Consider the following 12,924-nt stretch of genomic DNA (forward strand, 5'->3'; position numbering starts at 1 on the left):
CATTTCTTCAAGTCCTTATTGAACTTCAGGTTCTCTTTCTGCTTGTACACTATCGGCGCTCTAACCATAGGCCCGCAGTCCACACAATACGCGTCTACCCTGTACGATTCTGTTATAAATCTCTCCGCCACCCCGCATGATGCACACGGATCATTGATATTTAACTCTCTGTTGTTGGTCCTGTGGAGATTGCAGAACAGTGAACCATCAGCCCTCTTGTCCTGGCATACAGGATGGATGCATACCGACTTAGTGTAACTGGCTATATACCCTCGCCGCTCAGCGGCAGCGCATGCCCGGCACAATCCTGCCGAGAAATTGTTGGTGTAACTGTAATCAGCCCCGCACTCTTTGCATGGATTGGCTGCCTTGCGAGCACTGGGAAGGCTCGCTTCTCTGCGCTCCATGTCAGAGATATGCGCTTTCTTGCGCGCCTCTAATGCTGCGATCCTCTCCTCCAGAGTCATTGTATTTTCCTTTATGACAGTGCAGGCTGCAGGCAATGCCTCTCGACTCCATCCCATGGAATCCATGGCCCATGTATTTATATTATGTGTTTTCATATAAAAATCTCCTGTTAATCGTGGACCCTTAGCTTATACCGTTTAATTTTAAGCGGCACGGTTTACACTGGTCTCCAAGCCATGAAAGCGAGCATACATGCCTGGCGTTAACTTGGTCCAGCAGCTATGGTTTTGTAACCGATCCCACGTGACCGGCGAAACTATTCAAAGGAGCACCGCTCCGCCGTTCAAATTCTATTGGATGGCCCCGAATGGCCGCCCTGTTTACTTAATTTGTAAAATATTTAAGCCAAAAACTCCTCTCCATCAAATAGAGCAGCCCGCGGGAAAGTAGCCGCCTCATACTTGGTTACAACATGGTCGCCGTTCTTGTCTAGCGCGCTGTTTGCGTTATATTGCCGAGGCCTGGTGGCGAGTGTCCACATCTCATAGTCATTCGGCTTGCCAACTGCTACCGGCCAGATTATCGCCATGTACATGTCCTCAAGATTTTTTATGCGCCCTGCGAATGGCTTGAAGTACTTGCGCACGTAGATATTCAGCTGCTGCTCTGCAGTCATCAGTGCCAGCTTGTCAACTGTTGTGCCCAATCCAATAGCCGTGGCCCCCATAAACTGGATAAGCCCGGTTGCAGAGCTGTTAGGATTCTTAACGGACGGGCTAAAAGTCCTCGCGGTCTCAAAGGCCATGCACGCCATAAGCCAATTTGGGTCGCACCCTATATCTATTGCGATGTCTCGCACGATCTGCCGGAACTCTGGTGATACCTTAGCCCCCCACACCAAAGGCCTGACTAATGGAGCCATGTCAGGATGATTTGATATTGCTCCCTGCTCTGACATAAGACTGGCTGTTGCCACAGATCTAAGCTCCTGCAATTGGTCCAGCGCCTTGCTGATAGCAGCATAAGTTTTTGGCCCAATATACCCATCAACATCAACATCTATACCGAATGACCTAAGTTTGCGCTGTATATCCGTTATTACCATGCTGAATCTGTAATCGTCCATCATCAAACACCCTCTGTCAGTCCAAAATACAAGGCCGCCACAATAACCTGCATGCATACCACGATTGCGGCGATTTCTGCAGGGCTTGCTATTACCACCGCTTTTTTCCATACAGTAAGCTTAGCCTGATTCATCGGCTCGTAATATTTTCTTATTTCCATTTTCTCAATCCCCCAATTAATAAAGCGCCTAAAGCAACGAGGGCAAAAGGCCCTGGCTCTGACACGTGCGCTACACTACTACAACTGCCACTACTACTGCCACCGTTACCCTTGCCAATCATAGGCCCGACTCCCCACGACTCAAACATTTGGCCTATAACCCATGGATGGACGCGCCCAGTTGTACTACTTCGTGGAACCTGATAAAACTCAGCTCCTGGCGGCTTTTCGTAATACGAGTAGGGCGGTATTTCTGGTGATGGTGGATCTGCCTCGCATGGCAGCCCGCCCTTTGTCAGGCAGTCAGCATCTGGGTAATACTCGTGCTTAATCCCGAATTCCGTGCTGTTATAATAAGTCTCAGCCCACACAGCATCACCAGATCCGCACTCAGTATGCATGGCAGGCTCAGAATGCATCCAGTACACAATCCCACCAATAGTAGCAGCAAACAGAGCCGCGCCTACTATTTCATTGCTCCATCTGCCTGTACGCCTACGCCTGCGGATCATTCCCGCACCTCATTACAGAATTCACCGAAATATTCCTTTGCTGCAACATGCCTTGCTGCGGCTGCCTTTTCGATGGTGTCGAATCTTCCAAGGTGGAGCTGCTTTCCCTGAACACAGATATAGGCTATCCACTTCTGGCTCCGCTTGTCCAAATGAACCCCGCGAACCCCTGAAGTGTTAGTAGAGTTCATGCGACGCGCCCCTGTGGCCTTACTCCATGTACCGCAAGCAAGATTATCCCACTTTAAGTTTTTAATGTCTTTATCCATGAATAGCATTTTTTCTCCAGATTTAGGCCATGCTCCCGTATAAATGCCAAATGCTATGATGGCCTTGGTCATCAGCCTGTTATTAAATCTAACTGCGCGACACGCCCCCACGGCAACCATCCCGGATGTGTTGCAAAAAGGACGGTCAACCTTCCAAATAAGCTCGCCAGTATCCGGGTTATAAGACCATAACTCGCGAGCTTCTTCTACCGTTATCCCTCTGTACGTTTTCATTTAAATTTACTCCTTGCATTGTTATTAAATTAAATGGGCAACCGCTAAGTTCCAGAGACTCATTTTACCTCCAGCCATTTGGGATGCCGCTGGCCACCCGTGGTACTACTTGCTCATGTGCGACCAGGGCATCCTTATTTGGTAAATGCCGCGATGTATATTTCCACGACATCCCCGCAATTAACAACCATCCCTTTCTCCCGCAGCGAGATGATGCAATGGTCTGGCGTGCCTATGGCGTATTTGGCGAGTATCGCACTAACTTTGGCAACAACTGCCAGATGCGCTCCCACAATGGCAATTTTGGGTCCGTCAAATCCACCTAACTTGAGTAGGTTTAAATCTGGATAAGAGTCGTCCATCGTATCTAATGGCATAATTGCTCCATTAGAGCCGGATAGTGTAGCGGGTGCGCCATTAGAGCCTGATACAGATAGCGTTACCTCTTTCTCTTTGGTAAAAGCCTTTAGAGCGGCGGTCAAAGATGCACCTGGAATGAGCACATCCACGCCATTGTAACTATAGCCAGATGGTAATTTGATAATACTTATTGCGATGTGGTTATTGCAACTGCTGATCGTGTTACCCTTGATATACACACACTCCAAAGCGCGCCGGAACGGCTTTTTGGCCACGCCCAGAAGGGCGATTTCCAGCATATATTTTGGTATCACTGTGTTCATCTCAATCTCCTTGTAAAATTAAATGGGCAACCGCCAAGTTCCAGAGACTCATTTTACCCTCCAACCATTTGTAAGATTAACCAGCTGCGGAAACTCTCGCGCCCCGACTACCTGCTCCGGCTCAATGCTCCCCCATGTGAAGAAGGCAACAGCTCCTATATCCAGACCCAGGGTATCAATGGCGAGCTTATACTCTGTCATGATCTTTGCGCAATCCCACATGCCGCATAAATGAGGAGACGACATTGCAGGCGGGATCAAGGCGATCTTGCGAGCAGCCCCATTAATAGGCTCACCGTGCAGAGTGTTATACCGCGTGACAGTATTGAAAATTGTAGAATGTTCGGCCATCGCGTCTGGCTTGCCCTGCTGTACGCAGTCGATAAGACAAAAGTAATTATCTACCGACAGGTAGTTAACTGTCTTTGCCATATCAAATTCATTACTCCAGTCAGGTACTACCGTATAGGCCTCATTGTGCCAAGATAAAGAACCTCCTATATTAGCCTTAACCACTGCATCCGCAGCTTCTATCCGGTTAATATGCCACTCGTTTGATTGCCCTTGCCCGCTGCTGATGATCTCATCATACAGCACGATAATTTGCAGTCCGTGACTATTTGCCAGATTGATATCCTGCGCAAAGTCCACAGGATCAAACTCGGCGAACTCTGCAGGCGACACAACTACAACAGCGGCGGAAAATCCTGAAGCGCCACCAAGATAATCTACAGCGTTGCTTGCTCCATTGTTAGCGGATCCATCATATATGAACCCGAAAGCGTTATGGTCTGTCTGTGCCCTAACCTCTGCAACCTGCGCAGGATCTGTTACCAATGCGCCTATATTGTCAATATTGAAGTCAGCCATAGCAGCTCCTGAGAACATTTCCGCAACAGCAATTGCCAATATTGTGCGGTTTAATTTTCTATTGATTTTCATTTTGCGCTCCTTGTTTAAATGTGTTGAACATCAACCCCATGCCTTGCATCATACACTCATAAAAACACTTGTCAACATTTATTTACCATTGTCAAATTGCCTGCTGAATCCGTATTGCATGCTGTCTTCAAATTGCCTGCTGTTGCCATACTGCTGACTGTGACCGAATTGCCTGCTGCTCCCATATTGCTGGCTGTATCCAGTTTGCTGGCTGTCGTCGTATTGCTGACTGATTCCATATTGCCTGCTGTTGCCATATTGCTGGCTGTTGCCATATTGCATGCTATTGTCGTATTGCCGACTGTTGCAGAATTGCATGCTATAGTCGTATTGCTGGCTTCTGCCGGATTGCTGGCTGTTGCCTGATTGCATGCTGTAGTCGTAACCAACTGAATCGCCACTGCGATGTGAATCTTGATAACCCGTTGCTTCGTCGAAAATCCAGCAGTTTCCTTCATGGGATAAGTTGTCTTCGGACTGTACAAATCCGCCTAAGTCACCTGCTTTTACAGGTTTGTGTATTGTGTCGAAACTTTGTAACGCTCTGATTCTGTAAACAGTTTCTCCTGTCGGCATTATTTTTGACTCATTTGTTAATTCGTATTTTTGTTTGGTGTTAGCGCTCATGATCGTTGCCCCTGTGTTGATGATATAAATCTGATTAATCTTGACTGCCGCCACATTGTTTACTGTCACCATATTGAAGGCTGTTACCATACTGGCGACTATTGCCATATTGCCAACTATTGCCATATTGCCAACTGTTTCCATATTGGCGGCTATAGTCATACTGTATGCTGTCACCATACTGTCGGCTGTAGCCAAACTGATGGCTGTAGCCATATTGCCAACTGTTTCCATACTGACGGCTGTAACCATATTGACGGCTGTAACCGTATTGCTGGCTTTTGCCATATTGACGGCTGTAACCGTATTGCTGGCTTTTGCCATAACCCACAGAGTCGCCACTGCGATATGAATCTTGATAACCCGTTGCCTCATCAAAAAGCCAGCACTCACCTTCATGGGACAGGTTAGATTCTGATTGCACCCAACCTCCTAAGTCACCGGCTTTAACTGGTTTATAGATCGTGTCGAAACTGCGTAACGATCTTATTCGATACACGGTTTCACCTGTAGGCATGGTTTTTGACGTATTTGTCAGTTCATATTTTTTCATTCTATGATCCTCATTTAAAGTAGATAAACATCAACCCTATGAGCAGCATCATACACCAACAAAAACACTTGTCAACATTTATTTACCCTTACCTTGTCGACACGAGATATACCCGCGCTTGCGCGCTACTACATAGGCAAACATCATCCTGGTTGACGCGTGCCCAAGATGCGATAATCCGCTCTCTGAGTCTATACGCTCCCCCCTAAGATGCTTTACCGCATGGCTTATAGCAGCGTATATGTGATCACTGATTGGAATCATGTCCCATCCTGCAGCCGGGTATTTTGTCATGCCAAACGCGAGCACGGCTTCAACTTCCGCCAACCAATCAGGGTCCACTAATTTTAATTGCGTGATCATTGCATGCATCGCAAGATATGCGCAATAACATCAACGGTAAACCCGTTACCCAATGCCTTATATCGCTGGGTGTTGCTTACAAGCTGCTTACCGTCCTCATTGGTGATAAGGGTGAATCCAGAATTAAGTGTTTGTAATCTCTCGCATTCAACAGGCGTTAGTTTTCTAAATCCATCAACAGTAGCAAGGAAATTATTTTGCTCCCATGAATTTGACCCAAGTGTCGGGCATTTTCCATCCAACGCCATAAACCCTCCAGAATTAAATCCCCTTGATCTTTGAAATATCAATTGCCTACGACTCTTCTCAAAGTATTGCTCTAAAGTTCCTCCCTTAAAGTAATTCGCATCGATACAAAAAGACTTTTCTCTATCTGTTACTCCATTCTCAAGAATATCTGCAAGGACAATACCTTTATCTTCCGGCTGCCCGAAACTCCAGTTGGCCCAATAAAGGCGCTGCCTGTTCTGAGCGCTTAGAAGCGAGCTGTTGATAAAAACAGGCTCAACACCTAAATGCTTGCTGATCACATCCAGTGATTCTTTTTTCATTTTGACGTTTTCTAACAAGAACTTAACGTCAGGGTTAACTCTGCGAATGTGGTTTAAAATATCAACGTACACAAAAAACAGCCTTGAGCGTGGGTCATTGAATGCCAGTTGCTTACCAGAAAAGCTGAAGCCTTGGCAAGGCGAACCCCCAATCAACAACCCGATTGATGACCAGTCGATGTCCCACTCGCGCCACCTGGTAACATCGCCAAGTTGCACGGTGCTGGGGTAGTTGTGCTGAGTTATCTGTATCGCGTACCGGTCTACCTCAGCTGCGTAGTAGGTGTGTGGAGTTATGCCAGCCCGCTCCAATGCCACTTGAGCGCAGCTTATTCCGTCAAATAGGCTTAATACGTTCATCTCGCGGTCCTCAATGCAAAATCCAGCGCCTTTTCAAGCTCTTCGGGTGCTTTACTGCGTACGTCTGCCTCGACGACCTTTTCCATATCCACAAATTGCTTGTAAGTTGGATCCTTAACAAAGCCAAGTATCAGCTCAGGGGGGCGCTCCTTCCTCCTTCGTGGGCGCCTATTCTCGCTTACCGGAACCTGCTCCTTAACAACTATAATTCTGTCCTTCGGACGGAAGGCCCTCCATATACCGGGCGCAAGTGTAGATTTTACCGGTGGAGTTAGCTTTGAGATCAGCTTTGATAGATTGCTGCGCGAGATATTCCCGGCCGCATTAAGCTTAGCGCCCGGCCCAGGCACCGTGTAACTGCCTGCATCCATGTATCCATTTGATATTAGATAGCGCTCATAAGGCTTTTGCTCTCGCTGTCCGCCAGTAAACAAGTGGCCAAATAACCTAGTATTATCAACCTTAACCCTAGCCACGGGAGCGCGCTTAGTAGCCTTATCAATCTTGATCTGACGCAATGCGAACCGCCCGGGCTTCTGCAATTTCCGCTCCATTTCAGCCTGCGTGGCCTTGCGCCCAGACCATGCAAGCGCAGTGAGCGCAAGCGCCGTAGCAAATGGCACCTGCTCCCTCTGCGTGTACGTAAGCTCACGTACCATCTTGTCCAGGTCGCTGCGTATTGATATCATCTGGTCCCCACCATAGTAACGATAAGCCTGTTGTCGCGGCTTATCGTATCAACTCGCAATCCCGCCGCCTTTGTGTATCGGTATATCTTTTGTCTTGCCGCAGCCAATGCAGCTGATCCTTCGGCCGAAAAATCGAATTCGACAGATTCACCGGTCGAAAGATCCAGGGTCGTGCTGATTAAAAGATCCTTCGGCGGCGTGATTCCGTGCGTAATAATCATTTTTATTTCTCCTAAAACGTCTATTTTCATTTAATAAACGCGAAACGTCAAGAACTTTTTACATTTATCGGCTAACCACTGGCTCCATGCAAACCGACATCAAACTATCACTCAGAATGCCCCCAGAATCGATCAGAACCGCCCTAGAATCGATTATCTTTTGAATCCTATGTCGTAGTACCAAATAGCACTTACAAGGCCTTGTAGGTCGTTTAAATGGCTCGGCATGCTTCTTATCCTGATTTTGGGGTATGTGGTGGAAATTCACGAATTTCCCGAAAATCACTTTTGATTCAATAACTTACACGGGCTGAGGTGTTTTTTCAGGTGGAATTTCGAAGCCGGAATTCTTCATTTAAATCAACATCTTAAGCCTATTTTGGGGTGAAAAGGTGGAATTCCCTAAGCGCATGTATAGGGGTATACATGCATAGTACCGTATAAAAAAACTGTAATTTCTCTTAATGAGAATAATTCCTATTTAAGAATAATTCTTATCTAATAGGAATTATTATAATAATAATTATTATATATATATATATATACCCCATATATATATATATATATATATACTACAATACTTTCAAGAACTTAGCGCGAGGTGACGAGAATACCTCGCCCCCCTCACAATCGGCTGAAACGCCATGTGCATGCGGGTTACAGCCGATTCCAATTTAACCTCAAATCCGTCCCAATATCACTGATTTAGCTTGTATTCACGCTTGCCGTTCGATGCGTCAGATGAAAGAAGCCCTTGATTACACATCTCTTTTAGGTTTTCCCTTATCAATTCCGCTCTATTCCCAGTGAAACTGATGAAAGGTTCGACTCCTTTGCGAGACTGTAAAATTTCTCTCTCTGTAATCAAGTCCTTGCGCTTAAACATCCTCAAAATGGCCTCAAATTCAGACTTTTGTCCTGATATCCCCTTACTCTGACAAAGGTTAAGACTGGAAATAAGTAGATCATCAGCAATGCCGATGGCCGCCATAACATGAAAATCCTCAATCAAATCATTGTCTTGATCATACAGCAAATGCATGTTTGACGCCAGTTTAAGGATGGTTATATCCACTTTGCCAGCAGCTCCACGTAAGGCTGCGTGTCCAAATTTGCCGCCGTCGGCCAGGTGCGGCTCTATCTCTTGCCGGTAATTGTCGATTAGTTGCCAGCCTCGTGACGATAGCCGTAATGGTATAAGATCAGCTAACCTCTTGGGATCTTCTAGGATCTCGTCGATAAAATGGCACTTATTGTTGTAAAAGAGCTTTTCGATATCGCCGAAGAAACCGAACTTTTCAGCATCTCGCGTGAAGTCCCGCTTGCCTAAATAGTGAGGCTCGCTTAGCATGATGAATCGCTCAGCAAGCCCCGTTCCATTACTGGCGGATAGGACTTTTTCAATTCCGCCGGGCTGGGCAAAGCACACTACACTGCCAACCACAGATCCGCAGTATGCCTTTCTGGAAGTGCGCCGAGTAGCCACATTGCCGCCGTCAAATCCGTTTAAGATGGCGTCGTTGTTGTTTGCCCTGCCTTTCTCGCCGTAGCTCAGGCCCAAGAGCGAGTCAAAAAGACCTTGCTCACTTGATATGGCGGAAAAAAAAACCTTTGTTTTCAGTGAGTACCGCGTCAAGCGCCTCTGGCGTAGAATTTGTTACAAACAACTGCCTTGATGCAATATCCAGCCGCTTATCAATATCATCCTCTTCATCTTCAGTCTTTGCTTTATCTCGCGCCCCAACTAGCGCGCCAATTACCGCCACCTGCTGATCAATAAATTTTTGTTGGAACATCTTGATCACGCGTGACTTGCCAGTTGCTGGAGGCTGCTCTAATACTGCATATATCCCTATTGGCAGCCGATCTCCATTTGGATAAGATACGCACCATTTACGCATCGCGATTGAGCTAAAAACCCCAAGTCCAGCCATAAAAACAGTGCTGGGAGGCATGTATGCGCGTTTTGCAAGACTCTCTGATATGCGCCTTATAATGTGCTCCTCGTGTATATGCCGCAACAAATCAAGCTCGCAGTACCTGCTGCCGTCGTCAAGAGTTTTATTGATTCCTGATACCGGCGTGTATTTCATTTCGATTATATTAGTCATTGTTTCCCTTGCTTAAATAGTCGTTCCAATCCTCACCCACATTTGGAGGCATCAGCACGCTTCCATATACTGCAAGCGCGGCATCCTCTGCTGCTTTTTGCCCGACTCCAGACTCATCGTTGTCTGCGCATACGATGATCTCATGGCCTTTAAACAGGCTATTGATCTCCAGTGCTACAGGCTTTAGGTTACCGGCATCAAAGGCAACTATTACACAGTGCCCTGTGTGATCCCGCAGGCTGGCTCCTGTAGCGAAGCCCTCGCAGATCAATAGCTTGTCTGTAGGCTCTCCTATAGGGAAAAAGCATCCATTTTTGCGTCCGCCAGACAAGAAGCGCTTTGTGCCGTCGGCATTTATAAATTGCAGGTTAACAAGCGCCTTATCCGCATTGTATAAAGGAATGACCAGCGCACCTGCAAATTCGCGCGCTCCAAATGGCTTGATCTTTTTGGCGGCAAGGTAGGGATGCTCTACAGCATGCGCCGATCCATGCCAATATGTAGATGCTTTACGCGCTGCCTTCGCTTGCATCTTTTTTCGCTCATCGTCTGCAGCCTGCTTGGATTTCTCTATGCGCTCCTGATTTGGTGGCTCACCGCTTGCGCTCCATGATTGAGATATGCCCGACTTAAAATCACAAAACCAGCCTGCTGGCGGCTCGTCGGGGTAATGTATATAGCTGCCATTCTTTGTCCCAGGAGAGTGCCCAGGGACGTGAAACCTGTGGATCTTTCCATCGGATATTATCTCGCCTGTATAATTGATACCTGCAGCGTGCATTGCTTCAATCATTTTATTAACTCCCTGGTTACAAGTAACCAGAATTCTCGGGCTTCCTCTGGATTTAGATCGGCGTAGTCTATAGCGTCCTGCGTTTCCTCCTGTCCCCAATCATCACTACTTGCATAAATTTTTATCAGGTCAGCTGTTGTATAGGTATTCATATTTTTATCTCCTTTTTGTAAATATGATTTGACAATATAAACACCGTGCTATATCTTGTCAACATCGAATGACACACAGCAAGATTTTTAAAAGGATTAGAAACATGTTAGAAATAGTAAAGACTGAAGATACCGGAATTATCATAGCCACCATAACCGGCGAAGCAGGAATTGGCAAAACATCGTTAGCCTGCACTTTCCCAAAGCCCATCGTTATAAAGACTGAAGATGGTTTAAAGTCTGTGCCAATAGCGAGCAGGCCGGATGCTCTGGAATTGGTCGAAGATGCAGATCAGCTATTTAAACAGTTGGCTGCTATACTAAAGGAGAATCATGACTATAAAACGTTGATTATAGACAGCATCACCCAATTGGATCAGGTATTTACAGACAAGATAATATCTGAAGAAAGATCAGAAACCAAGACTCTGGCAACTGCAATGGGAGGATATGGAGCTGGGTTTAATGCATTGTCTGCTATGCATGGCAGGGTGCGCAAATACGCTCAGGCAATACACGATAAGCGCAAAATGAACATAATCTTTGTAGCCCATACTGATATGGAAACCATAGATCTGCCTGATCAGGACCCGTACAGCAGGTACTCGCTGCGCATCCATAAGAAGAGCCTGAAGCATTACGTTGATAACGTAGACCTTGTAGGGCATATCAAGCTGGATATGGTGGTAAAAGGAAAAGACAAAATAAAAAAAGCAGGCAGTAATGGATCTCGCTACATGGTGGCATATACCACCGCTAACTGTGTTAGCAAAAACAGATTTGGTATCAGCGATGATATCCAGATAGAAATTGGTAAAAACCCTTTACAATCAATCATTAAATAAGGAAAACATTATGTCATTTTGGACACTATCTAACGGCGAAAACATAAAACCAACAGATAATTTTGAATCTGGAGGATTTAAGCTTATACCGGACGGTACAGTATGTAATGCGGTCATCGAAGACGCTGCCTGGGACACGATACAGCCGAACGAAAGGAACTCTGAGCCGGAAGAATACATATCAATACAGTGGAAGATCGAATCACCAAGCGAATTTAAGGGCGCGACTATATTTCAAAAAGTTAGATGCAAGAGATCTGAAGAGAAACAACGCGACTCTGCCCTGCAGATGCTGGTAACCATAGATACGCTCGCGCAGGGTAGGCTCCAAAAACTGGACGGTGACCCAACAGACAGGCATCTGCAAGTAGCGCTTGAGTCCGCGAAAATGAGCATAAAAGTAAGAGTCTGGGAGTTTGGAGACAAATCGGGGAATTGGGTGTCAGGCGTGTCCAAATATCAGAAAGGTGGTGCAGATATCGAATCAGACGACATCCCTTTCTATCTATGAAAAACAACCACATAGACGTTGAGCAGCGTTCTGACGCGTGGTTCCTTGCCCGCAAGGGCAGGGTTACCGCATCAATTGCAGGCGCATTACTTGGCATTGATCCCCTTGTGTCTACAAGTCAGGCCATAAAAAGGATACTTTCTATTGGCTCCCAAATGTCTGATAACCAGGCAATGTGTAACGGGCGCATCTTCGAGGATTTCGCCAGAGAAGATTTTGAGATAGAAACAGGTATGCAAGTAGAGCAGTGCGGATTTTTTACGCACGGGGATTGGCTTGGAGGATCCCCGGACGGGCTTGTTAGCGACGGATCCATAATTGAGATAAAGATACCATATTCAGACAAGGATTTTGTATCCATATATGCTAAGCCGCACTACTACGCCCAGGTACAGATATGCATGCACCTGACCGGAAAGCACAAAGCATATTTTTATCAATGGTCTAGCACCAAAAAATCCATGTTGGAGATAGTGCAGTATGACCCGATCTGGATACAGGTAAACCTGCCAATATTACAGGAGATACACAAAATGATACATACCCCGCCAGATCATCTAAACAAAATGGTGATTAAATACAAGACAATAACAGACTCTATAAAAGAGTTTGAGATCGCCAAGAAAGAATTACTCGATCAGATAGTCTTGGCTTGTGACAACAAAGAAACAATCGTCGGTGAGCACCAGGTTAAGGTTACCACGAGAAAAGGCACGGTTGATTACAAGCGCCTGTGTAGTGATGCAGGACTTAACCCTGAAGATTACCGCGGCAGCGATATATCGTATTGGTCTATAAAGTAACAATGGAAGA

General features: G+C 46.2%; 20 protein-coding genes. 4 read left to right on the top strand and 16 right to left on the bottom strand.

Annotated features, from left to right (window positions below):
• The 3 genes from IPG31_00005 to IPG31_00015 form a co-directional block, all read right to left on the bottom strand.
• A partial coding sequence (locus IPG31_00005) for a hypothetical protein (protein ID MBK6616811.1) occupies nucleotides 1–563 on the bottom strand: 563 nt, incomplete at its 3' end.
• Between the two features lie 245 nt (nucleotides 564–808).
• Nucleotides 809–1,537, bottom strand: a complete 729-nt coding sequence (locus tag IPG31_00010) for a transglycosylase (GenBank protein ID MBK6616812.1) — start codon at nucleotides 1,535–1,537, stop codon at nucleotides 809–811.
• Nucleotides 1,537–1,695 (bottom strand): hypothetical protein, encoded by a 159-nt coding sequence (locus tag IPG31_00015; GenBank protein MBK6616813.1) that lies wholly within the window; start codon nucleotides 1,693–1,695, stop codon nucleotides 1,537–1,539. Before IPG31_00015 ends, IPG31_00010 begins: the two co-directional genes overlap by 1 nt.
• Nucleotides 1,696–1,858: 163 nt before the next feature.
• On the opposite strand from IPG31_00015, the gene IPG31_00020 reads away from it, so the two are divergent.
• Nucleotides 1,859–2,026 carry a hypothetical protein gene (locus tag IPG31_00020; protein MBK6616814.1) on the top strand — a complete coding sequence of 56 codons (168 nt, stop codon included), beginning with the start codon at nucleotides 1,859–1,861 and terminating at the stop codon, nucleotides 2,024–2,026.
• A gap of 177 nt (nucleotides 2,027–2,203) precedes the next feature.
• On the opposite strand, the gene IPG31_00025 is transcribed toward IPG31_00020, so the two are convergent.
• The 13 genes from IPG31_00025 to IPG31_00085 form a co-directional block, all read right to left on the bottom strand.
• Nucleotides 2,204–2,710, bottom strand: coding sequence for a hypothetical protein (locus IPG31_00025; protein MBK6616815.1), 507 nt, complete (start codon nucleotides 2,708–2,710; stop codon nucleotides 2,204–2,206).
• Nucleotides 2,711–2,844: 134 nt separating this feature from the next.
• Nucleotides 2,845–3,393 (bottom strand): hypothetical protein, encoded by a 549-nt coding sequence (locus IPG31_00030; protein MBK6616816.1) that lies wholly within the window; start codon nucleotides 3,391–3,393, stop codon nucleotides 2,845–2,847.
• A gap of 48 nt (nucleotides 3,394–3,441) precedes the next feature.
• Nucleotides 3,442–4,335 carry a hypothetical protein gene (locus tag IPG31_00035; protein ID MBK6616817.1) on the bottom strand — a complete coding sequence of 298 codons (894 nt, stop codon included), beginning with the start codon at nucleotides 4,333–4,335 and terminating at the stop codon, nucleotides 3,442–3,444.
• A gap of 78 nt (nucleotides 4,336–4,413) precedes the next feature.
• Nucleotides 4,414–5,070: a hypothetical protein gene (locus IPG31_00040; protein ID MBK6616818.1), complete on the bottom strand. Its 657-nt coding sequence runs from the start codon at nucleotides 5,068–5,070 to the stop codon at nucleotides 4,414–4,416.
• A complete protein-coding gene (locus tag IPG31_00045) occupies nucleotides 4,997–5,515 on the bottom strand; it encodes a hypothetical protein (GenBank protein ID MBK6616819.1) in 519 nt (172 codons plus the stop codon). Before IPG31_00045 ends, IPG31_00040 begins: the two co-directional genes overlap by 74 nt.
• 78 nt (nucleotides 5,516–5,593) lie before the next feature.
• Complete coding sequence (locus IPG31_00050; protein ID MBK6616820.1) at nucleotides 5,594–5,878, bottom strand: hypothetical protein; 285 nt, start codon at nucleotides 5,876–5,878, stop codon at nucleotides 5,594–5,596.
• Nucleotides 5,875–6,789, bottom strand: coding sequence for a DNA cytosine methyltransferase (locus IPG31_00055; GenBank protein ID MBK6616821.1), 915 nt, complete (start codon nucleotides 6,787–6,789; stop codon nucleotides 5,875–5,877). The genes IPG31_00050 and IPG31_00055 overlap by 4 nt, the downstream gene beginning before the upstream one ends.
• Entirely contained in the window at nucleotides 6,786–7,478 is a 693-nt protein-coding gene (locus IPG31_00060; protein MBK6616822.1) for a hypothetical protein, read from the bottom strand. Before IPG31_00060 ends, IPG31_00055 begins: the two co-directional genes overlap by 4 nt.
• Nucleotides 7,475–7,729, bottom strand: coding sequence for a hypothetical protein (locus IPG31_00065; GenBank protein MBK6616823.1), 255 nt, complete (start codon nucleotides 7,727–7,729; stop codon nucleotides 7,475–7,477). Before IPG31_00065 ends, IPG31_00060 begins: the two co-directional genes overlap by 4 nt.
• A gap of 667 nt (nucleotides 7,730–8,396) precedes the next feature.
• The gene (locus tag IPG31_00070; protein ID MBK6616824.1) at nucleotides 8,397–9,335 is read right to left on the bottom strand and encodes a DUF3987 domain-containing protein; all 939 of its coding nucleotides are present in this window, start codon (nucleotides 9,333–9,335) and stop codon (nucleotides 8,397–8,399) included.
• On the bottom strand, nucleotides 9,283–9,810 hold the full coding sequence (locus IPG31_00075) for a hypothetical protein (protein MBK6616825.1): 528 nt from the start codon (nucleotides 9,808–9,810) through the stop codon (nucleotides 9,283–9,285). The genes IPG31_00070 and IPG31_00075 overlap by 53 nt, the downstream gene beginning before the upstream one ends.
• Entirely contained in the window at nucleotides 9,803–10,603 is an 801-nt protein-coding gene (locus tag IPG31_00080) for a toprim domain-containing protein (GenBank protein ID MBK6616826.1), read from the bottom strand. Before IPG31_00080 ends, IPG31_00075 begins: the two co-directional genes overlap by 8 nt.
• Entirely contained in the window at nucleotides 10,600–10,755 is a 156-nt protein-coding gene (locus tag IPG31_00085; GenBank protein MBK6616827.1) for a hypothetical protein, read from the bottom strand. Before IPG31_00085 ends, IPG31_00080 begins: the two co-directional genes overlap by 4 nt.
• A gap of 104 nt (nucleotides 10,756–10,859) precedes the next feature.
• Here IPG31_00085 and IPG31_00090 point away from each other — a divergent pair, with 104 nt between their 5' ends.
• From IPG31_00090 to IPG31_00100, 3 genes are read left to right on the top strand one after another with little or no spacing between them, the layout of a single operon-like run.
• Nucleotides 10,860–11,600, top strand: coding sequence for an ATP-binding protein (locus IPG31_00090; protein ID MBK6616828.1), 741 nt, complete (start codon nucleotides 10,860–10,862; stop codon nucleotides 11,598–11,600).
• A gap of 10 nt (nucleotides 11,601–11,610) precedes the next feature.
• Complete coding sequence (locus IPG31_00095) at nucleotides 11,611–12,111, top strand: hypothetical protein (GenBank protein MBK6616829.1); 501 nt, start codon at nucleotides 11,611–11,613, stop codon at nucleotides 12,109–12,111.
• Complete coding sequence (locus IPG31_00100; GenBank protein MBK6616830.1) at nucleotides 12,108–12,914, top strand: YqaJ viral recombinase family protein; 807 nt, start codon at nucleotides 12,108–12,110, stop codon at nucleotides 12,912–12,914. Before IPG31_00095 ends, IPG31_00100 begins: the two co-directional genes overlap by 4 nt.
• Nucleotides 12,915–12,924 lie beyond the last annotated feature (10 nt).

The sequence above is a fragment of the Nitrosomonas sp. genome (genome assembly GCA_016703745.1).
Classification (GTDB): Bacteria; Pseudomonadota; Gammaproteobacteria; order Burkholderiales; family Nitrosomonadaceae; genus Nitrosomonas.

What these genes read in the sequence shown, in the direction of transcription:
- IPG31_00055 (MBK6616821.1), bottom strand. Translation starts at nt 6,789, where the DNA reads ATGAACGTATTAAGCCTATTTGACGGAATAAGCTGCGCTCAAGTGGCA.
- IPG31_00030 (MBK6616816.1), bottom strand. Translation starts at nt 3,393, where the DNA reads ATGAACACAGTGATACCAAAATATATGCTGGAAATCGCCCTTCTGGGC.
- IPG31_00100 (MBK6616830.1), top strand. Translation starts at nt 12,108, where the DNA reads ATGAAAAACAACCACATAGACGTTGAGCAGCGTTCTGACGCGTGGTTC.
- IPG31_00040 (MBK6616818.1), bottom strand. Translation starts at nt 5,070, where the DNA reads ATGGCAATAGTCGCCAGTATGGTAACAGCCTTCAATATGGTGACAGTA.
- IPG31_00060 (MBK6616822.1), bottom strand. Translation starts at nt 7,478, where the DNA reads ATGATATCAATACGCAGCGACCTGGACAAGATGGTACGTGAGCTTACG.
- IPG31_00020 (MBK6616814.1), top strand. Translation starts at nt 1,859, where the DNA reads ATGGATGGACGCGCCCAGTTGTACTACTTCGTGGAACCTGATAAAACT.
- IPG31_00035 (MBK6616817.1), bottom strand. Translation starts at nt 4,335, where the DNA reads ATGAAAATCAATAGAAAATTAAACCGCACAATATTGGCAATTGCTGTT.
- IPG31_00080 (MBK6616826.1), bottom strand. Translation starts at nt 10,603, where the DNA reads ATGATTGAAGCAATGCACGCTGCAGGTATCAATTATACAGGCGAGATA.
- IPG31_00095 (MBK6616829.1), top strand. Translation starts at nt 11,611, where the DNA reads ATGTCATTTTGGACACTATCTAACGGCGAAAACATAAAACCAACAGAT.
- IPG31_00065 (MBK6616823.1), bottom strand. Translation starts at nt 7,729, where the DNA reads ATGAAAATAGACGTTTTAGGAGAAATAAAAATGATTATTACGCACGGA.
- IPG31_00050 (MBK6616820.1), bottom strand. Translation starts at nt 5,878, where the DNA reads ATGATCACGCAATTAAAATTAGTGGACCCTGATTGGTTGGCGGAAGTT.
- IPG31_00015 (MBK6616813.1), bottom strand. Translation starts at nt 1,695, where the DNA reads ATGGAAATAAGAAAATATTACGAGCCGATGAATCAGGCTAAGCTTACT.
- IPG31_00075 (MBK6616825.1), bottom strand. Translation starts at nt 9,810, where the DNA reads ATGACTAATATAATCGAAATGAAATACACGCCGGTATCAGGAATCAAT.
- IPG31_00090 (MBK6616828.1), top strand. Translation starts at nt 10,860, where the DNA reads ATGTTAGAAATAGTAAAGACTGAAGATACCGGAATTATCATAGCCACC.
- IPG31_00025 (MBK6616815.1), bottom strand. Translation starts at nt 2,710, where the DNA reads ATGAAAACGTACAGAGGGATAACGGTAGAAGAAGCTCGCGAGTTATGG.
- IPG31_00010 (MBK6616812.1), bottom strand. Translation starts at nt 1,537, where the DNA reads ATGATGGACGATTACAGATTCAGCATGGTAATAACGGATATACAGCGC.
- IPG31_00085 (MBK6616827.1), bottom strand. Translation starts at nt 10,755, where the DNA reads ATGAATACCTATACAACAGCTGACCTGATAAAAATTTATGCAAGTAGT.
- IPG31_00045 (MBK6616819.1), bottom strand. Translation starts at nt 5,515, where the DNA reads ATGAAAAAATATGAACTGACAAATACGTCAAAAACCATGCCTACAGGT.